Origin of the sequence: Arthrobacter sp. RIT-PI-e (genome assembly GCF_001187915.1) — a bacterium.
Taxonomy (GTDB): domain Bacteria; phylum Actinomycetota; class Actinomycetes; order Actinomycetales; family Micrococcaceae; genus Arthrobacter_D.
This window is the reverse complement of the sequence record NZ_LGIU01000050.1, coordinates 1-21,536: the sequence shown is the minus strand read 5'-3', so window position 1 is coordinate 21,536 and position 21,536 is coordinate 1. Positions and strand designations below refer to the sequence as shown.

At 69.8% G+C, this 21,536-nt stretch carries 21 protein-coding genes, 1 tRNA gene and 1 pseudogene; 8 read left to right on the top strand and 15 right to left on the bottom strand.

All coding sequences use genetic code 11. From position 1 onward, the window contains the following. Positions 1-35 precede the first annotated feature (35 nt). The gene (locus AC792_RS06620) at positions 36-1,418 is read right to left on the bottom strand and encodes a D-arabinono-1,4-lactone oxidase (protein ID WP_049829778.1); all 1,383 of its coding nucleotides are present in this window, start codon (positions 1,416-1,418) and stop codon (positions 36-38) included. Between the two features lie 169 nt (positions 1,419-1,587). Here AC792_RS06620 and AC792_RS06615 point away from each other — a divergent pair, with 169 nt between their 5' ends. Next, positions 1,588-2,502 (top strand): 2-hydroxyacid dehydrogenase, encoded by a 915-nt coding sequence (locus tag AC792_RS06615; protein ID WP_049829777.1) that lies wholly within the window; start codon positions 1,588-1,590, stop codon positions 2,500-2,502. Positions 2,503-2,541: 39 nt separating this feature from the next. On the opposite strand, the gene AC792_RS06610 is transcribed toward AC792_RS06615, so the two are convergent. The 4 genes from AC792_RS06610 to AC792_RS06595 form a co-directional block, all read right to left on the bottom strand. Further along, positions 2,542-3,567 carry a glycosyltransferase gene (locus tag AC792_RS06610; protein WP_049829776.1) on the bottom strand — a complete coding sequence of 342 codons (1,026 nt, stop codon included), beginning with the start codon at positions 3,565-3,567 and terminating at the stop codon, positions 2,542-2,544. Further along, the gene (locus tag AC792_RS06605) at positions 3,564-4,373 is read right to left on the bottom strand and encodes a glycosyltransferase (protein ID WP_049829775.1); all 810 of its coding nucleotides are present in this window, start codon (positions 4,371-4,373) and stop codon (positions 3,564-3,566) included. The genes AC792_RS06610 and AC792_RS06605 overlap by 4 nt, the downstream gene beginning before the upstream one ends. A gap of 249 nt (positions 4,374-4,622) precedes the next feature. Further along, positions 4,623-4,704 (bottom strand) — tRNA-Tyr (locus AC792_RS06600). Between the two features lie 87 nt (positions 4,705-4,791). Then, positions 4,792-5,121: a hypothetical protein gene (locus tag AC792_RS06595; protein WP_049829774.1), complete on the bottom strand. Its 330-nt coding sequence runs from the start codon at positions 5,119-5,121 to the stop codon at positions 4,792-4,794. Positions 5,122-5,281: 160 nt separating this feature from the next. Here AC792_RS06595 and AC792_RS06590 point away from each other — a divergent pair, with 160 nt between their 5' ends. After that, positions 5,282-5,770, top strand: a complete 489-nt coding sequence (locus AC792_RS06590) for a YajQ family cyclic di-GMP-binding protein (RefSeq protein WP_049829773.1) — start codon at positions 5,282-5,284, stop codon at positions 5,768-5,770. Positions 5,771-5,848: 78 nt separating this feature from the next. On the opposite strand, the gene htpX is transcribed toward AC792_RS06590, so the two are convergent. From htpX to AC792_RS06570, 4 genes are all read right to left on the bottom strand, one after another. After that, positions 5,849-6,727, bottom strand: a complete 879-nt coding sequence (gene htpX, locus AC792_RS06585) for a zinc metalloprotease HtpX (RefSeq protein WP_049829772.1) — start codon at positions 6,725-6,727, stop codon at positions 5,849-5,851. 140 nt (positions 6,728-6,867) lie between these two features. Beyond that, the gene (locus tag AC792_RS06580) at positions 6,868-8,154 is read right to left on the bottom strand and encodes an MFS transporter (RefSeq protein WP_049829771.1); all 1,287 of its coding nucleotides are present in this window, start codon (positions 8,152-8,154) and stop codon (positions 6,868-6,870) included. Between the two features lie 81 nt (positions 8,155-8,235). After that, on the bottom strand, positions 8,236-8,835 hold the full coding sequence (locus tag AC792_RS06575) for a nitroreductase family protein (protein WP_049829770.1): 600 nt from the start codon (positions 8,833-8,835) through the stop codon (positions 8,236-8,238). Between the two features lie 142 nt (positions 8,836-8,977). Next, positions 8,978-9,682 (bottom strand): esterase/lipase family protein, encoded by a 705-nt coding sequence (locus AC792_RS06570; RefSeq protein ID WP_049829788.1) that lies wholly within the window; start codon positions 9,680-9,682, stop codon positions 8,978-8,980. Positions 9,683-9,774: 92 nt separating this feature from the next. Between AC792_RS06570 and AC792_RS06565 the strand changes: the two genes are divergently transcribed. Both AC792_RS06565 and AC792_RS06560 read left to right on the top strand, forming a co-directional pair. Continuing rightward, positions 9,775-10,257 (top strand): Fur family transcriptional regulator, encoded by a 483-nt coding sequence (locus AC792_RS06565; RefSeq protein ID WP_049829769.1) that lies wholly within the window; start codon positions 9,775-9,777, stop codon positions 10,255-10,257. Between the two features lie 13 nt (positions 10,258-10,270). After that, positions 10,271-11,755 (top strand): catalase, encoded by a 1,485-nt coding sequence (locus AC792_RS06560; protein WP_049829768.1) that lies wholly within the window; start codon positions 10,271-10,273, stop codon positions 11,753-11,755. 81 nt (positions 11,756-11,836) lie between these two features. Here AC792_RS06560 and AC792_RS06555 read toward each other — a convergent pair whose 3' ends face one another. Then, the gene (locus AC792_RS06555) at positions 11,837-12,835 is read right to left on the bottom strand and encodes an SDR family NAD(P)-dependent oxidoreductase (protein WP_049829767.1); all 999 of its coding nucleotides are present in this window, start codon (positions 12,833-12,835) and stop codon (positions 11,837-11,839) included. A gap of 137 nt (positions 12,836-12,972) precedes the next feature. Between AC792_RS06555 and AC792_RS06550 the strand changes: the two genes are divergently transcribed. The 3 genes from AC792_RS06550 (at position 12,973) to AC792_RS06540 (ending at position 14,563) form a co-directional block, all read left to right on the top strand. Continuing rightward, a complete protein-coding gene (locus AC792_RS06550) occupies positions 12,973-13,362 on the top strand; it encodes a hypothetical protein (RefSeq protein WP_049829766.1) in 390 nt (129 codons plus the stop codon). Between the two features lie 99 nt (positions 13,363-13,461). Further along, positions 13,462-14,094: a YitT family protein gene (locus tag AC792_RS06545; protein ID WP_049829765.1), complete on the top strand. Its 633-nt coding sequence runs from the start codon at positions 13,462-13,464 to the stop codon at positions 14,092-14,094. Positions 14,095-14,179: 85 nt separating this feature from the next. Beyond that, positions 14,180-14,563 (top strand): DUF7793 family protein, encoded by a 384-nt coding sequence (locus AC792_RS06540; RefSeq protein ID WP_152916068.1) that lies wholly within the window; start codon positions 14,180-14,182, stop codon positions 14,561-14,563. 42 nt (positions 14,564-14,605) lie between these two features. Here the strand turns inward: AC792_RS06540 and AC792_RS06535 are convergent, their stop codons facing one another. Then, positions 14,606-17,158: an MMPL family transporter gene (locus AC792_RS06535; RefSeq protein WP_049829763.1), complete on the bottom strand. Its 2,553-nt coding sequence runs from the start codon at positions 17,156-17,158 to the stop codon at positions 14,606-14,608. A gap of 33 nt (positions 17,159-17,191) precedes the next feature. Next, positions 17,192-17,848 (bottom strand): TetR/AcrR family transcriptional regulator, encoded by a 657-nt coding sequence (locus tag AC792_RS06530; protein WP_160317619.1) that lies wholly within the window; start codon positions 17,846-17,848, stop codon positions 17,192-17,194. Positions 17,849-17,972: 124 nt separating this feature from the next. On the opposite strand from AC792_RS06530, the gene AC792_RS06525 reads away from it, so the two are divergent. Continuing rightward, positions 17,973-18,947 carry an aldo/keto reductase gene (locus AC792_RS06525; RefSeq protein ID WP_049829761.1) on the top strand — a complete coding sequence of 325 codons (975 nt, stop codon included), beginning with the start codon at positions 17,973-17,975 and terminating at the stop codon, positions 18,945-18,947. A 124-nt stretch (positions 18,948-19,071) separates the two neighbouring features. Here AC792_RS06525 and AC792_RS06520 read toward each other — a convergent pair whose 3' ends face one another. The 3 genes and pseudogenes from AC792_RS06520 to AC792_RS17265 all read right to left on the bottom strand — a co-directional run. Beyond that, positions 19,072-19,497 carry a DUF779 domain-containing protein gene (locus AC792_RS06520; protein ID WP_049829760.1) on the bottom strand — a complete coding sequence of 142 codons (426 nt, stop codon included), beginning with the start codon at positions 19,495-19,497 and terminating at the stop codon, positions 19,072-19,074. Positions 19,498-19,506: 9 nt separating this feature from the next. Next, complete coding sequence (gene exaC / locus AC792_RS06515) at positions 19,507-21,030, bottom strand: acetaldehyde dehydrogenase ExaC (protein WP_049829759.1); 1,524 nt, start codon at positions 21,028-21,030, stop codon at positions 19,507-19,509. A gap of 169 nt (positions 21,031-21,199) precedes the next feature. Then, positions 21,200-21,536 (bottom strand): annotated as a pseudogene (locus AC792_RS17265) (hypothetical protein); the annotation flags it as partial.

Below are 21,536 nucleotides of genomic sequence, written 5' to 3'. Positions count from 1 at the left end.
GCCTGTCCTGGGGGATCGAGGGGGGCTGTATCGGCTCAATCGAGCAGGGCCGCGGTGAACGCGGTGGCGAACCGGTGCTGCGGGTCCAGCTCCTCACGGACCCGGCGGAAGGCCTCCCAGCCCGGGTAGAGCGCGGGCCAGTCGTAGAGGGACTCGTCGAAGTACTTGCCCCAGTGCGGGCGGCCACCCTCCTCGGCCAGGACCCGTTCCACCGCACGCAGGAAACTGTTCCCCTCCTCGGACAGCGAACCGTCGGCCGAGTAGTAGACCACGAAACCGAAGTAGCAGGTGTCCTCGCCATTCGACGGGCTCAACCACCCGTCCGAGGCGCCGGTGCAGCGCAGGATCACCGGGTAGTGCATCCGCGGGCGCGTCTCCGCGTGCCAGTCCTTGATCCTCCTGATCACCGCTCCGGCCCGCGCCAGCGGGATGCCGATCTCCACGTTGATCTGCGGGGTGGCGATCCCCCGGCAGAACACCTGGTAGACGTCCCCGGTGACGTCGGTGAAGTCCCGGAACCGGGTCACGGTGCGCAGCGGCTTGCCGCCGTCGGCCACCCCCGTGACATCGTCGCGCAGCAGGCGCAACGTCGACTCCACCGTGGTGTTCATCGTCGCGTCGGTGCTCTCGTGCTCCAGCAGCTCGCTCCCGCCGGCCCGGTAGCGCGAGACCTCGTCGTCGCTCGCCCCGTTCGCCGTCCAGACCTGGACCTGGTTCTCCTGGGGGAACCACCACGCCTTGACCAGGAGGTTCTCCCGGTTCCACGTCTCGAGGTCCGCCTCGAGCGTGCCGGCGTCGACGGCCTTCTTGACGCAGGTGTAGATCACGGTCTCCCGTGCACGCAGCGTCACGGCCGTGATCACGCCCAGGGAGCCGAGACCGAGCTGGACGGCGCCGAAGTCCGGGTGCGCGCGGTCGAACTCCGCGACCGTGCCGTCGGCCAGCACCATCCGGATCATCAGCGCATCGCCCGCGATCGAGCTCTGCCCCAGGCCCTGACCGTGGGTCCCGGAGGACAGGGCACCGGCCAGGGTCTGCTCGGCGATCACCCCGGGCGAGGCGCTCAGCGTCTGCCCCCGCGCGGTGAGGAACGCGTACACCTCGGCCAGGGGCGTGGAGCCGGCGAAGGTCACGGTGTCCTCGGTACTCGAGAGCAGGCCGCTCAGCCCGCCCAGGTCCAGCAACGTGCCGGCCCCGTTCGCGACCTCGATCATCCTGCCGGGCGACATCCGGCTGCCGATCATCCGCACCGGGCCGTCACCGCTGGACAGGAAGTCGCACAGCTCCGCCTCGCTGACCGGCGCGACGACCGAGCCGGGCAGGCCCAGGCGGGAGTTCCTAGCCCAGTTGCGGAGCCGGATGTCCTCACCGGTGGACTCCGGTTCCTGACGGGGGTAGGCAAGCTGCGTGAGGGTCATGGCGCGTCTCCTGTGGAAGTTCGGTTCCGCCGTCGCAGCCGCAGTGGTCTGCAGGGCTGATCCACCGGCAGAGGGATCTTTCCGCTGCCGTGAACGAACTTCTCAGGTCTGTAGAAGTCCCGGTGACACCATAACTCAGCCTCGTCAAGGAAATGTTTAGACTGACAAAATGACTGTTGTATGCGTTCCGGACCCGAATGCTCGCGAACTCCTCGGAATCCTGCCCGACGGGGTCGAGGTGATCGTCTGGGACGGTACGGGAGACAAGCCCGAACGCCTGGCGGAGACCGTCTTCTGGGTGCCGCAGGCCGAGGACTCCACGAACCTCACCGAGAAGTTCGCCGCCATGCCGAAGCTCGAGGTCACCCAGCTGACGACCGCCGGCGTGGAGGAGATCATCGACCACGTCCCGGACGGGGTCACCCTGTGCACCGCGCGCGGTGTGCACGGCTCCGCCGTGGCCGAGCTGGTCCTCACCGTGGTCCTGGCCACGCTGCGCCGGCTGCCCCACTTCGGCGAGGCGCAGCGCCAGGGCCGGTGGGACCCGATGGAGGCCGACGACCTGCGCGACAAGCGGGTGCTGATCATCGGCGCCGGTGACCTCGGGGAGCAGACCGCCCGCCGGCTCCGGGGCTTCGAAGCGACCCCGGTGCTCGTGGCGCACACGGCACGCGAGGGTATCCACGCCACCTCGGAGCTGCCGGACCTGCTGCCCGAGGCAGATGTGGTGGTGCTGACCGTCCCGCTCACGGAGGAGACCACCGGGCTCGTGGATGCCGGGTTCCTGTCCCGGATGCCCGACGGCGCCCTGCTGGTGAACGTGGCGCGCGGCAAGGTCGTGGACACCGCGGCACTGCTCGCGGAGCTGACGTCCGGTCGGCTGCGTGCCGCCCTGGACGTGATGGAGCCGGAGCCGCTGCCCGATGGCCACCCGCTGTGGACGGCACCGAACCTGATCATCACCCCGCACGCGGCCGGCTCCGTGGCGCAGTCCGGGCCGCGGGCCTTCGCACTGGTCAATGAGCAGGTACGCAAGTACGTGGCGGGCGAGGAACTCGTCAACGTCGTGAGGAATGCCGGCTGAGCCCTCGAGCGGGTGCCTGCTCCAGGGCCGAGGCAGCTCTCAGGCGAATGCCGTGAAGTTCGGGCCGAGGGTGTCGAGCCAGGCGGCCGGGTGCACGGCGACCGTGTCGGTGCCGGGCCGGGGCCATGCGGAGGCGACCGCCTCCTGCAGCGCCGCACCCGTCCGGGCGGACGGGTAGCGCTCGAGCACCCAGCGACGGTTCTCGGTGCGCACCGGCGCCAGGGAGTCCAGGTTCCCGATCAGGTCCGCCACCTGGTCGCGGACGAGCAGCGGCCGTTGGTCCGGGACCCGCCATGCTCCGGGTGCCTCGAACAGTTCGTGGCCGCCGCCGCCGTCGTAGCCGACCACGAGGCAGCCCGACGCCAGCGCCTCGGCGACCGGCAGACCGAAGCTCTCGGTGTGCCCGAGCGCGACGAAGACCGCCGAGCTCCCCAGCGTGGAGGCCACCTCCGTCCGCGGGGCCTGCACCAGTTCCACCAGCTCGACCCCCGCGAGCCGTGGATCGCCGGCCAGCAGCCGTTTCAGCAGCGAGGCCTCCCGGGGCCGCTTCTTCGGGAACCAGCTCACCCGCAGCCGGTCGGTCCTGCGGGGGGTGAACAGCTCGCCGTCCACCGGGTTGGGCACCACGCTCACCGGCAGGCCGGGCAGCGCGGCGGCCAGCACGTCGCGACTCTCCGCGGACACCGCCCAGACGGCCGGCGCGGGTGACCAGCCCGGGAAGTCCTCGCCGGGGGCGCCGGCGGCGAAGGTGTAGAAGTGGTTCTGGTTGAAGACGACCTTGCGGCCCCCGGGTGCCGGGTCGCGCCCCTGGACGGTAGGCGTCTCCGGCAGTACCAGGAGGTCGTGGGCGCCCATCGGGGTGGTGGCGCCGAACAGCATCGGTACGTCGTCGGCGATCCAGTCGGTGCGGTTCGCCGGGTCGGGCAGCCACAACCAGGCCTCGTACCCGGCATCGCGGAGCAGCCGGACGTGCTGGGTCATCACGTGCACCCCGCCGCTGTGGTGGGCGGTGGCGAACCCCGCGTAGACGATCCGTCCCGGGGATGTGCCGGAGCTGCTCGTCATGCCGGAGGTGTCAGGTACCAGGACGCGCCGCTGCCGACGTTGTGGGCCGGGAATGATCCCGGTCCGAGCCCGACGTCGGCCCGCCACCCCTCGCCCCACTTGGCGTCCAGGCCGCGCAGGATCTCCGCCCGGTTGTCCTCCGAGCTCTGGCCGGTCCGGTTCATGGTCTGCCGCCGCAGGTGCGAGACGTAGGCGCGCTCCGTGACCACGCACCGCAGGCCGGCCGCACGCACCCGGATGGCCAGGTCGATGTCCGCGCCGTAGCCGTGCCGGGTGAAGGTCGCCTCGTCGAGCCCTCCCAGCTCGACGATCGCGGGTACGGCGAACGCGATGGCGGTGCCGTCGCAGAAGTCGACGTCGCGGAGCACCTCGCGCGGGACGTACTCGGCGGCGGTGGGCGGGATCGTGCGGGCCCGCTGGTGGAGCCAGAAGTCGTCGTAGCAGGCCGCCGCGAGTGCGACATCGTCCTCGGCGGCGAACGGCGCGAGCAGTCCGTCGAGGAACCCGGACGAGAGGCGGACGTCATTGTTCAGCACCACGCAGACCTCGTGCCCGTCGCGTGCCGACGTCTGCAGGGCCCAGTTCGCGGCGCCGATCCAGCGCAGGTTGCGCCCCGGGCGGTGGACGGAGATGTTCCCCTGCGGGAGGACGTAGTCACCGGCGTTGTCCACCACCACGATGCGGACGGTCGGGTCGAGATCGCTCCCGTCGCGGCACAGGTCACCGACGACGGCGTCCGTCAGCTCCGGGGAACCGAATGCGGGGATGACCACCAGGGTGGACGCGGCGGTGCTGGAAGCGGTCACTGCTCGGCGGAGGCCCTGCGGCCCCGGTGGTCGCCGTACGAGGTGGTCACGGACATCGGTTCCCGTCAGATCAGGTGGAGGAGCACTACGGCAGTGAAGACTACCGGGTGTTCACCGTGGCCGTTGCCAGAATGGACCGTGCGGCACCGCTGCTGCTGCGCACGAGGGTGATGACCGAGTAACGAAAAGACCCACCGGGAGCTCCGAAGAGATCCCAGTGGGTCCAAGTTCCCCGCCATAACCGGCGAGTGGCAGATGAGGGATTCGAACCCCCGTAGGCGTTGCCAGCTGATTTACAGTCAGCCCCCTTTGGCCGCTCGGGTAATCTGCCGAACGTCTTCACAGGAAGACCACCCGCAGCAAGCGCGGGCAAGACAACTTTACAGACAAACCCCGCCGGTGACGAATCGGCGGGACGTCACAGCCCCGCAGCCACCCTGCGTTCGAGCTGCGCGTAGAAACCGTCCGCCTGCTCGGGCGTCACCAGCCGGAGCAGCACCGCCTGATCCAGCTCGGACCGCACCCCGTCCAGTCGCGCCTGTGGAGAGGGTGCCGTGTACGCGAGAGGCCCCCGTTCCGCACTCGATTCGGTGAGGGTGTCCGGAGCCGGATCGGACACGCTCGTCAGCGGGGACGCGTCCGCGGCCTGCGCCGGCACACCGCTCAGCGACGCCGCCGCAGCCGCTGCGAGGAAGGACCCGGCGAGGGCCCTCCTGATCCGGTAGTGGCGGCGGGGTCGATCGGTCATGATGCTTCTCCCTGCTCGGAGTGTCTCGGAGTTCCCACCGTGGCAGCCCTCGGTGAACAGGCGCCCTGTACTTGCTGTCCAGCCGCTGTGAACCCGGTAACGGGGAGAAGCTGTTCCGATACGCTGGAGGGCGAGAATCCCAACCAGCCGAGGAGGCATCGTGGCGAGTGAATCCACGTTCGACGTCGTGAGCAAAGTGGACAAGCAGGAGGTGGCCAACGCGCTGAACCAGGCCCAGAAGGAGATCGCCCAGCGGTACGACTTCAAGGGGGTCGGTGCCGAGGTGGACTTCAGCGGCGAGAACATCCTCATGAAGGCGAACTCCGAGGAGCGCGTGCTGGCGGTCCTCGACGTCCTGCAGTCCAAGATGATCAAGCGGGGCATCTCGCTGAAGTCCCTGGACACCGGCGAGCCCTACGCCTCGGGCAAGGAGTTCCGCCTCGAGACCTCCATCAAGGAGGGGATCGCCCAGGACGTGGCGAAGAAGATCAACAAGCTCATCCGCGATGAAGGCCCCAAGGGCGTCAAGTCGCAGATCCAGGGCGACGAGCTGCGCGTGAGCTCCAAGTCCCGCGACGATCTCCAGGACACCATGGCCCTGCTGAGGAAGTTCGAGGAAGCGGACCTGCAGTTCGTGAACATGCGCTGAGTTCTTCGCACACCCCGGGCACACGACGGCGGCCCCACCTTCCGAAGGTGGGGCCGCCGTCGTCGTGCAGGAGGGTGGTCAGCGCAGCGGCCGGCCCGCCATGCCCTCGAGCCGCGCGATGCGCTGGGCCATGGGCGGATGGGTGGCGAACAACTTGCTCATGCCGCCGCCGCGGAACGGGTTGGCGATCATCAGGTGGGAGGTGTTCACGAGGCGCTGGTCCTGCGGGAGGGGGCTGCGCTGCGTACCGCTCTCGAGCTTCCGCAGGGCGGAGGCGAGCGCCAGCGGGTCGTCGGTGAGGATCGCGCCGTCCTCGTCGGCGTCGTACTCGCGCGTCCGGCCGATCGCGGACTGCACGAGACCCGCCGCCAGCGGGGCGAGGAGAGCCATCAGCAGGGCGGCGATCGGGTTGCCGCCCTGGTTCCGGTTGCCACCCATCATGCCCGTGAAGGCGAACACCTGGGCCACCGAGGTGATCACGCCGGCAACCGCCGCGGCGATGGAGCCGGTGAGGATGTCCCGGTTGTACACGTGCATGAGCTCGTGGCCGAGGACCCCGCGGAGCTCGCGCTCGTCCAGCAGCTGCAGGATGCCCTGCGTGCAGCACACCGCGGAGTTCTCCGGGTTGCGGCCGGTGGCGAAAGCGTTGGGGGCCATGGTGGGTGAGACGTAGAGCCGCGGCATGGGTTTGTCGGCCCGGGCGCTCAGCTCGCGGACGATCCGGTACATGGCCGGCGCCTGCTGCTCCGTGACCTCCACGGCCTGCATGCTGCGGATCGCGATCTTGTCGCTGTTCCAGTAGCTGTACGCGATGGAGCCCACCCCGAAGAGGGCGAAGAGCCAGATGAACGCCGAACTGCCGGTGGCCCCGGCGATCAGGGCACCGAAGACCAGGAAGATCCCCATGAGGGCGCCGAACAACAACGCCGTCTTGGCACCGTTGAAATGGTTGTGCACTGTGGCAACTCCTTGCGCTGACGACGACCGGGACCTGCCCGACCATCTACGACAACTACTACAACGCGGGTACCGGGCGGCCTGTTCCTCTCATCGTACGGGGGTGCCGCAGCGGGGATCGGGACGGGCCCGGGGATTGCTCAGGGCTCGGGGGTGCGGGAATCGTACTGCCGGAAGCGCGGCTGACAGCGTGCCACCGCGAGCACCAGCACGATGCAGGCGAGGCCACCCACGACGGCGGTCCCCCCCTCGCCCAGCCAGGTGGCCTGCCCGCCGGCCGCCAAGTCGCCGAGCCGGGGGCCGCCGGCGACGACGACGATGAACACGCCCTGGAGCCGTCCGCGCATCGCGTCGGGGGTGGCCGACTGCAGGATGGTGTTGCGGAACACGCTGCTCACGGAGTCGGCGATCCCGGCGAACACCAGGCAGAGCGCTGCGGGCAGCACCCAGAGCGAGAGCTCGCCCTCACCCGGCACCGGCAGCGCGGAGGACCCGGCCATGACCACCACGCAGCCGAACCCCGCCACGGAGGCACCCCAGCCCGCGATGGACCAGATCACGGCGAGTCCCTGACGGTGGACATGACCCAGCGGCCCGGAGAAGAGTCCTGCCAGCACCGAGCCGAAGGCGCTGGAGGCCAGGAGGATCCCCACGGTCAGCTCTCCCCCGCCGATCAGCACGGCGCCGACGGCGGGCAGCAGCGCCCGGGGCTGGGAGGTGATCATGGCGATGAGGTCGAGGACGAAGGTCATGCGGATGTTCGGACGCGTGCCGAGGAAGCGGAACCCCTCGAGCACGGTGGCCAGGCCCGCGCGGCGGGGGGGGGCCTCCGGCGGCGGCGGGGGCAGCCGGAACAGGGCCCCCAGCGCGGAGGGGAAGGGGACGACGTCGACCGTGTACGTCCAGGCGTAGCCCACCTGCGCCACCAGCACGCCCGCGAGCGGGGGGCCGACGGTGAAGGCGAGACCGTAGGTGATCATGCTCAGGGCGTTGGCGGCCGGCAGCAGCTCACGCCGTACCAGGCGCGGGATGATCGAGCTCCGGGTGGGCTGGTTGATGCCGGCAGCACCGGACTGCACGGCGATCAGTGCGTAGAGCACGCCCACGCGGTCGAGACCGATCCAGGCCTGGACGGCGATCAGCATGGTAGTGACCCACAGGGCCGCTCCGGAGTAGAGGGCCCCCTTCCGGCGGTCCTGTGCGTCGGCGGCGGCCCCGCCGTAGAGGCCGGCGACGACGAGGGGCACCAGCGCGAACAGGCTCAGCAGCCCGACGCTGAGGGTGGACTGCGTGATGGCGTAGATCTGCAGGCTCACCGCCACGAGGGTGAGCTGCGTGCCGATGGCCGAGAGCGAGGTGCCGATGTAGAGACGGCGGAAGGCCGGGCTCTCCTTCAGCGGGGTGATGTCGGCGAGGAGGCGGGGCACGGGGGAAGTCTAGCCGCGCATTGGTTCACCCCGGCAACGGTCTCCCGCCCTGCAGGACCGTCGCCGGGACAACCGCGTGGTTCAGCTGCGGGAGAGCACCAGCTCGTCGAGCGACAGACGGGTGCGTTCGGCGGTCTCGCGCTCGGCCAGTGCCTCGGGGAGGAGCTCGGCGGCGGCCACCGTACCGACGGCGGTGACCACGAGGGGCTCGAGGTTCTCCGTGAGATCGAAGGCGGCCACGATCTTGTCCCACTGGACGCCGGCCATCTGGTGGGTGTGGAGACCCTCGGCGTGCGCCTGCACGCTGAGGTGGGCGATCGCCTGCCCGAGGTCGTACGCGGCGTAGGGGCGCTTGTCCCCCTCCACGGTGGAGGTCTCCGCGATGCCGACGATCAGCGCCGAGGCGTTGTGCGCCCAGGCGGCGTTGAAACCGATCAGCGCGTCCACGAGGATGTCGAACTCGTGGGTGCCGCGCGTGGCGACGACGAAGCGGCGGGGCTGGTGGTTGCTGGCCGACGGCGCCCACCGTGCGGCCTCGAGGAGTGCGGTGAGCTGCGCGTCCGAGACGGTGGCCTCGGGATCGAAGGAGCGGGGGCTCCAGCGCTCGGCCAGCTCGGTCACGATCGGGGCGCTGGTGCTCGCGGTGCGCATCGTCGGGATGGATTCGGTGCTCAGGGACATCGGGGCTCTTCCGGTACGGGGGCGGTAGGACGGCGCGTCGTCGGGCCTCGCCGGTCACAACCGCACCCGCTCGGGCCGTATTCCCGCTGTGTTCCGGTGGTGATCCGGCTGTGGCGGCCGGTCGCGGCGACGCGCGGTCGGCCTACCCGCCGTCGTACTCCCCGGCGGCGATGGCGCGGTCGATCTCCTCGAGCACGCGGCGGTCCCCGATCGGCCGGAAGTGGCCCATGGTGTCCAACCGGACGTTCCGCGCACCGCTCACGAAGCTCCCCCCGGGGATGTGGGGATCGAACCGGCTGTAGATCGAGGTGATGCGCGAGTTGACCTCGGAGGCGGCCTGCAGCTCGCGCAGCGCAGGATTGCGCGGCGAGAAGGCCCGGATGCTGGGCAGGATGAATAGCTCCGCGTAGACGGAGCCCGAGAACGGCGTGTTGACGGCCACGAGGCAGGTGATGCGCGAGCGGGTGGTGGACGAGGCGAGGAGGTACTTGCCGATCAGCCCGCCCTTGCTGTGCGCCACGACGATCACGTCCGTGAGCCCGTGCTCCTCCAGGTACCCCGCGGCGAGCTGTGCCATCGACGCCACGCTGCCGCGGTTGTAGCCGAGCTTCTGCACCACGTGGATGGGATGCCCCGCCCGGTACAGGTGCTCGGCCACGGGCTGCATGAACTGCCACGTCTCGTAGATCCCGGGGATGAGCAGCACCGGCGGCTTCACGGCGGCGCCCTCCTGCTCGGGGACCAGGTACTGCCCTGGATCGGCGCGGTGCAGGAACCCGTGGACCTGCCAGTACCCAACGTAGGCGTAGTCCAGCACCCAGGCCCAGGCCCGCTTCAGAACGTTCACGCCCTCCACGGTACCCAGTGCGGTGGACCTGCGGGACACTCGACCACCCGCTCCTATTATGAACAACTCTTGATTACTGCTTTACTGGGGGCATGACGCCCACAGCATCGACCCCGGAGGCCCACGAGGCCCGGTGGTCCGCAGCACTGCGCACCTCCGGGCGCCGCGTCACCCGTCAGCGCCTGGCCGTCCTGGCCGCCGTCGGACAGCACCCGCACTCCACCGCCGACGACGCCGTCGCCGCCGTCCGTGCCGAGCTGCCGCAGATCACGGTGCAGTCCGTCTACGTGGTCCTGGCGGACCTGACCGGGCTCGGCCTCCTCCGGCGCATCGAGACGCCGCACTCCCCCGCCCGGTACGAGACCCGCGTGGGGGACAACCACCACCACGCGATCTGCACCGGGTGCGGCCGGATCGAGGACGTGGACTGCGCCGTGGGACATGCCCCCTGCCTCACCCCCGAGTGGTCGCCCGGCGCCCGGCGCATGACCATCCGCATCGCGGAGGTCATGTACCAGGGCCTGTGCGACGACTGCCGGGCGGCGACCCCAGAACCTCATTCCGTCAGTAGCTAGCAACAGGAGAACAATGTCCAACTTCAGTACCACCCAGTCCGGCGCGCCCGTGATCGACGACGGCAACTCGGCCGCCCTCGGCCGCGACGGCGTCATCCCGCTGACCGATCACTACCTGATCGAGAAGCTCGCCCAGTTCAACCGCGAGCGCGTCCCCGAGCGCGTGGTCCACGCCAAGGGCGGCGGGGCCTTCGGCGTGTTCGAGACCACCTCGGACGTCAGCATGTACACGCGTGCCGCGCTCTTCCAGCCCGGGACGACGACGGAGACCCTCCTGCGCTTCTCCTCCGTGGCCGGCGAGCAGGGCTCCCCCGACACCTGGCGCGACCCCCGCGGCTTCGCGCTCAAGTTCTACACCTCCGAGGGCAACTACGACCTCGTGGGCAACAACACCCCGGTGTTCTTCATCCGCGACGGCATCAAGTTCCCCGACTTCATCCACTCGCAGAAGCGCCTCCCCGGCACCAACCTCCGCGACGCCGACATGCAGTGGGACTTCTGGACCCTCAGCCCCGAGTCCGCCCACCAGGTCACCTGGCTCATGGGTGACCGTGGTCTGCCGAACTCATGGCGCACCATGAACGGGTACGGCTCGCACACCTTCATGTGGATCAACGACATGGACGAGAAGTTCTGGATCAAATACCACTTCAAGTCCAACCAGGGCCACGAGACGCTCACGGTGGACGAGGCCGAGGCGCTCGCCGGGTCCGACGCCGACCACCACCTGCGCGACCTCTCGGAGAACATCGGACGCGGCAACCACCCGAGCTGGGACCTCAAGGTCCAGATCATGCCCTACGACGACGCCAAGGACTACCGCTTCAACCCGTTCGACCTCACGAAGGTGTGGCCGCAGGGCGACTACCCGCTGATCCCGGTGGGCAGGCTCACGCTGAACCGCAACCCGGAGAACTACTTCGCGCAGATCGAGCAGGCCACGTTCGCGCCGTCGAACTTCGTGCCAGGCATCGCAGCGAGCCCAGACCGCATGCTGCAGGCCCGCATCTTCTCCTACGCGGACGCACACCGCTACCGCGTGGGCACCAACCACGCGCAGCTGCCCGTGAACATGCCGAAGAGCGAGGTGCGCAACTACTCGAAGGACGGCGCGGCCCGCTACTCCTTCAACTCCGCGTCCACCCCTGTCTACGCGCCGAACTCCGTGGGCGGCCCCGCGGCTGATCCCGCGCAGTACGGTGCGCACGGCGGGTGGGAGAACGACGGCGACCTGGTCCGCGCGGCGCACTCGCTGCACGCCGAGGACGACGACTTCGGCCAGGCCGGGACGCTGTACCGCGAGGTGTTCGACGACGCCCAGCGTGCCCGCTTCCTCGAGACCATCACCGGTGCCGTGGGCGGTGTGCAGAGCGCCGAGATCCGGGCCCGCGCCGTGCAGTACTGGACCAACGTCGACGCTGAACTCGGCGCGAAGCTCGGTGCCGAACTCGGCTCCGGCGAGACGCCGGCCACGGAGTCGGAGGCGGCCCTCTACTAGGGACCTGCGGCACTACGGGCAACAGGGCGGACCCTTCCGGGTCCGCCCTGTTGTGCGTGCGGTGGGGTTGCTCCCGCCCGACTACCGGCGCGCTGCCGCGACCAGTTCGAGCGAGACGTCCCACAACCGCTCGGCGGTCACCGGGTCGAGGGCGTGATCCATCACCCCGTACAGGCCGTTGATGATCTCCGGGACCCGGCGGGCCTCCTGGCAGTCCTCGAGGTAGCGCCCGCCCACGCCGTCGAGCAGTGGTGACACCGCGGCGAACACCGACGTGGCGGCACCCTGCTCCGGGGTCTTGGCCGAGAAGCCGGACGCCGCCACCTGCGCCTTGGTCGCGGCCAGCACCGCAGGATCCCAGTGCCGCTGCAGATTGGTCCAGATCCCCCCGGGCATCACGGCGTTGGCGAGGATGCCGTCGGCCGCCCAGCGGCGGGAGGCCTCCACGGCGAACAGCACGTTGGCGGTCTTCGACTGCCCGTACGCCTGCCCGGCGTCGTAGGGTCCGTGCCGGAAGAACAGGTCGTCGAACCTGATGCCCGAGTTGCCGTGCCCGCTGGAGCTCACCGAGACGATCCGCGCACCGGACGCCCGTGCGAGTGCCCGGTGCAGCCCGACGGCCAGAGCGAAGTGTCCCAGGTGGTTCGTGGCGAACTGCAGTTCCCAGCCGTCCACGGTGCGCTGTTCCGGGGTGAGCATCACGCCCGCGTTGTTGACCAGGATGTGCAACGGGCCCTGCCACGCTGCGGTGAAGCGGTCCACGGAGGAGAGCACCGAGAGGTCGAGTTCCGCCGTGAGCGCGCGGGCGCCGGGAACGGAGGCCTCGATCTGCCCGGCCACCCGCCGTCCCGCCCCCACGTCCCGGACGGCGAGCGTCACCTCCGCCCCGGCCTCCGCCAGGGCCCGTGCCGTCTCCACCCCGATCCCCGACGACGCCCCGGTGACCACGGCCCGCTTCCCACCGAGATCGATCCCGCGGATCACCTCGGAGGCCGTGGTACTCGCGTCGAAGGGTGACACCACCGGTGTCACCGGATGCCCTGCGGGATGTGTCCGTGGGTCGTTCCCGTTCGTTGCCATGCTGCAGTTCTACGCGCTCCGGTACCGGGTGCGCCAGCGCGAGGGGCACCGGAGTGCTTGGGTGTCCGGGCCGTGCGGTGCGAGACTGCTCCCAACGACACCCCGCACGTGTGGGTGTCACGGGAGAAGGGCCCGCCGTGGAGGATTTCGTACTCGAGCGCGTCGCTGCAACCATCGAGATCCGCTGGCGACCCGGCGTGGTCATCGGACCGGCGGAGCTGGACGTCCTCGCCAACACCCTCACCCACGTCCCCGGCTGGACCGCGGTCCCGATCCTCATCCATCTCGGCCTCATCAGGCACATCACCCTGCCGGCCCGCACGGCACTGCTGCAGTACCGGCACCTCGGACCGATCGGGCTCGTGGGCAACGACCCCGTGGACCGCGTGATCGCGGCCTTCATCACCCAGTCCCGTAGCAGGACCCGGTACTTCGAGGACGTGACGGACGCCCAGGCCTGGCTGGCCTCGGTGGGGGATCCTGCGCCGGCGCCGGTGCCGGAGCAGAGACCCGTACCGGTCCGCTAGCTCCGGGAACTGCGGGCGCCGCCGGTCCGAGGCCACGGGTCCGGTGCAGCACGGGACCCCGGCTCGTCCCCTGCCCGCCTCCGGTGATACTTTTCGGCCATGAGTACTACCACCCCGCGCCTCGCCACCGCGGAGACGATCGTCCGCCACTCGGCCCTCGAGAACGTGCTCGGCATCATCACCGGTACCTTCACCGTGTCCCTCGGACTGTTCCTGCTCAAGACGAGCGCCGCGGTGACCGGTGGTACCGCGGGACTCGCGCTGCTCCTGAGCTACACGGGCACGCTTCCCTTCAGCGCCCTCTTCCTCGCGGTGAACATCCCGTTCTTCGCCCTGGCCGTCTGGAAGAAGGGCTGGGGCTTCACCCTCAGGACGATCACCGCCGTGGCCCTGGTCTCCGCGCTCTCCTACCTGCACCCGTACGCTCTCGGCGGGTTGGCCCCGGACCCGCTGTACGCCGCGCTCGCCGGGAACATGCTTGCCGGGGTGGGTCTGTTGATCCTCTTCCGACACAATGCCAGCCTGGGGGGTTTCAACATCCTGGCGCTCATCCTGCAGGAGCGGCTGGGCTGGCGCGCGGGGTACGTGCAGATGGTCCTCGACACGATGATCGTCCTCGCCGCCTTCGCCGTCGTCGCCCCGTCGGCCGTGCTCCTCTCCGCGGTGGGAGCGGTGCTCCTGAACCTGGTGCTGGCCCTCAACCATCGACCCGGACGCTACCTCGGCGCGTAGCGCGGATCGTCCCGGACCGTACAGCGCGCCTGACGTCGGAGAACGCCCACGGGTCACTAGACTTCCTCTGGGACGGGGGCGGCACATGATTTCACCGAGGGAGCGCTTCTCCGTGGTGCTGGAGCGTGGACCGCTGGTCTGCGCACGGTGGTCGCCGGAGATCGTGATGCAGGCGCAGGATGCCGATCTCCTGATCGGGTCGATCCGCGCGACACTGCCCGGACACCGGGTGCACCTGCTCATGTTCCTCAACGGGATGGCATCCCTCGACCAGCAGGCACTGGCCCGGTTCGCCTCCGGTGCCCCGCTGAGCGCAGTGGGACTCGTAGGCCCCTCGATCCTGGACCGGGCGCTGATCGAGCTGTACGTCGAGCTCTACCGCCCCGCCTTCCCCGTGGGGTACTTCGAGACCGAGGGTCCCGCGCGGAGCTGGCTCGCGGAGCAGGTCCACGAGTCCCGGACCCACTAGCAGCCCGGCCGGGTCGGCGGAACCCGACCGCACCACGTTCGCTCAGACCGGGACCTTCTCCTGTTCCACCTCGTCGCGGAGGAGCTTGGCGCCCTCCACGTCGACGTCCGGCAGGATCCGGTCCAGCCACGCCGGCAGCCACCAGGCACGCTCACCCAGCAGGTACATGGTGGCCGGGACCAGGGTCATGCGCACCACGAACGCGTCCAGCAGCACACCGAACGCCAGACCGAAACCGATGGGCCGCACCATGGACAGGTGCGAGAACACGAATCCGGCGAACACGGACACCATGATGATGGCCGCCGCGGTGACCACCCGGGCACCGTGGCTGAACCCGATGCGTACGGCCGCCCTCGGGTCGTCGCCGTGGACGTGGGCCTCCCTCATGCCGGAGACCAGGAACATCTGGTAGTCCATCGCCAGGCCGAACAGCACACCGATCAGGATGATCGGCAGGAAGCTCAGGATGGGTCCGGGGTTCGTCACCCCGAAGACGGCGCTCAGCCACCCCCACTGATAGATGGCCACCGTGGCGCCGAAGCTCGCCAGGAGGGAGAGCAGGAACCCCGCGGTGGCGATCAGCGGGACGAGGACGGAGCGGAACACGAGCAGGAGCAGGATCAGCGAGAGGCCCACCACGATACCGAGATACAGGGGCAGCGCTTCCGAGAGCTTGGCCGAGACGTCGATGTTCGCCGCGGTCTGCCCGGTGACCGAGATGGCCACCCCGGTCTCCGCCTCGAACTCGTCGGAGGAGTCCCGGAGGGCCCGTACCAGGTTCTCGGTGCTCTCACTGGATGGCCCCTCCTCCGGGATCACCTGGAAGATCGCGGTCCGGCCGTCCTCGCTCACGGTGGCGGGAACACTGGCCGCCACGTCGGGGACGTCCAGGAGGAGGTCGTTGACGTCGAGCTGCAGGGCGGTGAGCTCGGCGTCGTCCGCCGTCTCCGGTAGGGAACCGACGACGATCAGTGGACCGTTGGTCCCGGCGCCGAACCTGTCCCCCACTGTGCTGTAGGCCCGGAAGGCGGTGGAGTCCGTGGGCTCGCTGCCGCCGTCGGGCAGGCCCACCCGGAGCTGGGTGGCGGGGATCGCCACCACACCGAGGGCGATCACACCCGCGAGCACCGTGAGCACGGGTTTCCGGGTGACCAGTCCGCCCCAGCCCGATCCGGCGGCCGCCCGGGTGTCCGCCGCGGACACCCCGCTTCCCGTCTCCTGCGGTACGGCTGCGGAGTGCCTGGGCCCGTGCTCCTGCCGCGCCCAGCGCCGCTTCGAGATCAGCCGCCTGCCGATCAGGCCCAGCAGGGCAGGTGTGAGGGTCAGTGCCACGAGGACGGCCGCAGCCACCGTGCCGGCGGCGGAGAGTCCCATGATGGTGAGGAACGGCAGCCCCGGCACAGCCAGTGCCGCCAGCGCGACGACCACGGTGATGCCCGCGAACATCACCGCGTTCCCGGACGTACCGGTGGCCCGGGCGATGGATTCCTCCAGCTCCATCCCATGCAGGAGCTGGGTCCGGTGACGGTTCACGATGAACAGGGAGTAGTCGATGCCCACCGCGAGTCCGAGCATGAGCGCCAGCACCGGGGAGACGCTGTTCAGCTCGATCACCCCGGACAGGGCGAAGGTGACGCCCACACCCACCCCCACGCCCACCAGCGCCATGAGGAGCGGTAGCCCGGCGGCCACCAGCGTACCCAGCATGACCACCAGCACGATCGCGGCCACGACGATGCCGAGGATCTCGGTGGCGCCGGCGAGACCGGAGATGTCCTCGACGATCTCGCGGCTGAAGTCCACGCTCACGCCGGCGGACTCCACGGCGGCGGCCTCGTCCTGGACCTCCTCACGCAGGGACGGCGGAACGGCGTCGATCTGCTGCTCGAACTGGACACTCGCCGCAGCGGCGCTGCCGTCCTCGGACAGGATGCTGACCCCTGAGGAGGCATCCAGCTGACGCGCGGCGAGATCGAGTTCGGCCCGGCCGGCGTCGAGCTGCTCACGCCCCTGCTCGAGCTCCTCGCTGCTGGCGTCGAGCTGGGCCTGTCCCTGGGGGAGCTGCTGCTCCGTCGCGGCGCGCTGATCCGCCGGCAACGAGCCCTGCGCCTGGTCGAACCGGCTGCGCTGCTCGTCGAGCTGGGCCTGCCCCTGCTCCAGCTGTTCCTCACCGGCGGTCAGCTGCTCCTCGCTGGCATCGAGCTCTGCGCGCCCGGATTCCAGGTCCGCACGCCCCGAGGCCACTTGGTCCGAGACCTCGAACGGGTCCACCACTCCACGCACTCCGTCGAGGTCCGCGATGTCCGCGAGCGCCGCCTGGATGGCGTCCTGCTGCTCGTCGGTGAAGGCGGCGTCGTCGCTCGTGGAGAACACCACGGTCCCGGTCCCTCCCACGGCGTCCGGGAGCTCGTCGCGCAGGCGGTCCGAGATCCGCTGCGACTCGGTACCGGGGATGGTGAAGTTGTTGGTGAGGGTGCCGGAGAACGCCACGGCGGCACCACCCACGGCGAGCATGATGACGAGCCATGCGGAGATCACCCACCAGCGCATCCGCACCGCGAACGAGCCGAGCCGGTAGAGCAGAAAAGCCATGGAGGAGTCCTCGGAGGAAGAAGGGGCGGGCGATCAGGAGGTCGGGGTGGGAAGATCCGACCCGGCTGCCGGGTCGGGGAAGCCGTCGCGCAGCATGGACAGCGCTGCGAGGATCCGCGATTCGAGCTCGGCGCCCGAGTGGTCACCGGACTGCGGGGCGGCCGCCCAGTCCCGCAACGCGGCCTTGGTGCAGGAAAGCACGCAACCCACGATCGCGGTGAGGTAGAGGGTGGAGGCGCCGGACCCGAGACGTCCACGCAGCGCATCTACGATCCGCCCCTCCGCGCGCTCCCAGGAGTGGAGTTGCGCGCGCAGCAGGTCCGGGTTGCCCTCGGCCATCCGGAATAGCTCGCCGTGCTGCGCGAGTCCCTCCATCCGGGTGGTCTCGGTGAAGCAGCTGATCATCGAGTCGAACAGCGGTTCGTCCGGCGGCAGGGTGGCGAACACCTGGATGGCCAGCTCGAGGAAGCTGTCCGTGCGTACGGTCAGGGCCTCCTCGGCGCTGTGGAAGTAATTGAAGAACGTGCGGCGCGAGACCCCTGCGCGTTCGGCGATCTGGTCCACCGTGAAGGCACCCGGCCCCACGGTGCGCGCGAGGTCGAAAGCGGCGTCCGCGATCGCACGGCGGGTGTCCATCTTGTTCTGCTCACGACGGCCCAACGGCTCGGAGCGCACTGGTGTCCTCGGCACGGTCCCAGCGTAGGGCTGAAATTGCACACCGTGCAACATGCATACTTCCTCGACCACCATGCCACCACCGTGCCGACGCGGCGTACGCTGGCCGGGTCATCCGATCTCGATCAAGGCGGTCACCATGAGAACCACCACCCTCGGCCCCGGCCTCGACGTCTCGCAGCTGGGCCTCGGCTGCATGGGCATGTCCGCGTTCTACACCGGGAGCGGCCAGGACGACGCCGGCGCTACCAGGACCCTCCACCGGGCCCTGGAGCTCGGCGTCACCTTCTTCGACACGGCGGAGATGTACGGGCCCTATGCCAACGAGGAGCTCCTGGGCCGGGCGCTGAAGGGCCGGAGGGACGACGTCGTCATCGCCACCAAGTTCGGCACCATCCGTCACACGGCCGGGGACGCCATGGGGCTCGACGGGAGCGCCGAGAACGTACGCCTCTCGCTCGAGGGTTCGCTCCGGCGGCTCGGTACGGACCACGTGGACCTGTACTACCAGCACCGGATGGACCCCGCCGTTCCGGTGGAGGACACCATGGGCGCGCTGGCGGACCTCGTACAGGAGGGCAAGATCCGGCACATCGGCCTCTCCGAAGCGGCCCCCGGGACCATCCGGCGGGCCCACGCCGTGCACGCGGTCACGGCACTGCAGACCGAGTACTCGCTGTGGAGCCGGGACCCGGAGGAGGAACTGCTCCCCCTGGTCCGCGAACTCGGCATCGGCTTCGTCCCGTACTCACCCCTGGGCAGGGGCTTCCTGACCGGCACCATCCGCTCCGTGGACCAGCTCGACGCATCGGACTTCCGCCGCAACAACCCGCGCTTCGCGGGGGAGAACCTGCAGACCAACATCCGGATCGTGGAGCAGGTCGACGACGTGGCCGGTCAGCTCGGAGCCACCCCCGGTCAGGTGGCGCTGGCCTGGCTCCTGGCCCAGGGCGAGGGCATCACGCCGATCCCCGGCACCAAGCAGGTCCGGTACCTCGAGGAGAACGTCGGGGCCGCCGAGCTCGTCCTGACCTCCACGCAGCTCGAGCAGCTCGACGCCGTGGCGGCACCGGTGGGCGAGCGGTACGAGGACATGTCCGGCGTGAACCGCTAGCCGGCGTCGGACGGGTCGGCCCCGCCGCCGGGCACCGGGCGGAAGAGGTGTCCGGACGCCGCGGCCGACCCACGGGAAGGATGCCCTCCGGCCTCCCCGCGCACGGTTCCGGCACCGGTCCGTGCTACTGCAGCATCCTCGAGCGGATGAGGAACCGCTTGCCCTCCGGGGCCTCCACCGAGAACCCGCTCCCCCGCCCCTGCACCACGTCCACCGTGAGGTGCGTGTGGCGCCAGTACTCGAACTGCTCCCGCGACATCCAGAACTCGATCAGTCGTTCCCCGCCCCCACCGGATGCACCGTCCGCGGACCGCCCACCCCGCCCGCTGCCGAGGTCGAGGACGCCGAGGAGGATGTCGGCCTCCGCCGTGATGAACTCGCCCGCGGGGAAGCACATCGGCGAGGAACCGTCGCAGCACCCCCCGGACTGGTGGAACATCAGGGGACCGTGCACGGTCCACAGCAGCTCGAGGAGCTCGACGGCGGTGTCGGTGAGGGCCACCCGCGAGAAGGTCTCGCCGGGGATGACCACCGAGGCTTCGACGGTCACGGCCGGGTCCTAGAAGAACCCGAGCTTGGACTCCGAGTAGCTCACCAGCAGGTTCTTGGTCTGCTGGTAGTGGTCCAGCATCATGGCGTGGTTCTCCCGCCCGATGCCCGAGGACTTGTACCCACCGAACGCCGCTCCGGCCGGGTACGCGTGGTAGTTGTTCACCCAGACACGGCCGGCCTGGATCTCGCGGCCCGCACGGTAGGCCACGTTCCCGTTCCTCGACCAGACGCCCGCACCGAGTCCGTAGAGGGTGTCGTTGGCGATCTGCAGGGCCTCGGCGTAGTCCCCGAACCGGGTCACCGAGACCACCGGCCCGAAGATCTCCTCCTGGAAGACCCGCATGTCGTTCGTCCCCTCGAACACCGTGGGCTTGACGTAGTAGCCCTCGGCGAGGTCGCCGTCGAGCATGTTCCGCTCCCCGCCGATCAGGATCTTCGCCCCCTCCTGGGTTCCGATGTCCAGGTAGGAGAGGATCTTCTCGAGCTGATCGTTCGAGGCCTGCGCGCCCACCTGCGTCTCGGTGTCCAGCGGGTTGCCCTGCACCATCTTGTCCACGCGCGCGATCGCATCGGCCATGAACGAGTCGTAGATGGAGCCCTGGACGAGCGCCCGCGACGGGCAGGTGCACACCTCGCCCTGGTTCAGCGCGAAGAGCGCGAAGCCCTCCAGCGCCTTGTCGTAGAACGCGTCGTTGCTCTCCGCCACGTCCGAGAAGAAGATGTTGGGGCTCTTGCCGCCGAGCTCCAGGGTCACCGGGATCAGGTTCTGGCTGGCGTACTGGCTGATGAGACGCCCCGTGGTGGTCTCGCCGGTGAAGGCGATCTTCCGGATGCGCTTGCTCGAGGCCAGCGGCTTGCCCGCCTCCACCCCGAACCCGTTCACCACGTTCACCACGCCGGCCGGCAGGATGTCGCCGATCAGCTCCATGAGCACCAGGATGGACGACGGCGTCTGCTCGGCGGGCTTCAGCACCACCGCGTTGCCTGCGGCGATGGCCGGGGCGAGCTTCCAGACGGCCATGAGGATCGGGAAGTTCCACGGGATGATCTGTCCCACCACACCGAGTGGCTCGTGGTAGTGGTAGGCGGTCATGTCCTCGTCGAGCTGGGACAGGTGCCCCTCCTGGGCGCGGATGGCGCTCGCGAAGTAGCGGAAGTGGTCCACCGCGAGTGGCAGATCGGCCGCCAGGGCCTCCCGGATCGGCTTGCCGTTGTCCCACGTCTCGGCGACGGCGAGCAGCTCGAGGTTCTGCTCCATCCGGTCCGCGATGCGGTTGAGCACGGAGGCCCGCTCCGCCGCGGAGGTCCTCCCCCAGGCGAGGGCCGCCTTGTGGGCGGCGTCGAGGGCCAGCTCGATGTCCTCGGCCGTACCACGAGCCACTTCGCAGAACGGCTTGCCCGTCACGGGTGAGATGTTCTCGAAGTACTGCCCCTTGATGGGCGGGGCCCATTCCCCGCCGATCCAGTTCTCGTACCTCGGCTTGAAACTGACCTTCGATCCGTCCTGGCCTGGCTGGGCGTAAACAGTCATCGTCGAACTCCTCGCACTCCCGTGGATGCGGGACGACGTCGTCCCGTGACCACAGCGTAGGCGTACGAGGGTTGCATCGAGGTTGCATGATCACCGGGCGACCACGGAACCGGGGTCGACGGAGAATCCCACCACCACGCCCATGGTGCGGCAGTGGCGGGTGGTGTGCTCAGTCCTGGTCGCGCGCCGTTGCCGCCGCGGCATCCCGGGCCTGGTCCGGCGCAGGGACCGCGGGAACTCCGGCCGCAGGAGCGGCGTCCGCCGGGGTGCCCTCCACCGGGACGACCTGCTCACCACAGGGGTCGGCCGCACCCTCCGCGCCCTCGTCCGCCGTCGGATCGGCCTCCGCAGGCCCGTCCTTCGACGTGCTCTTCGTGGGCTCGTCCTTCGACGTGCCCTCCTGGGCGACGACGGCAACGGGAGCGGCGACCTCGGCTGCGGGAGCCACGTCACCGGGTGCGGCGTCCGCGATCGGCGAGGCCGCCGCATCCGGGGACTTCTCACCC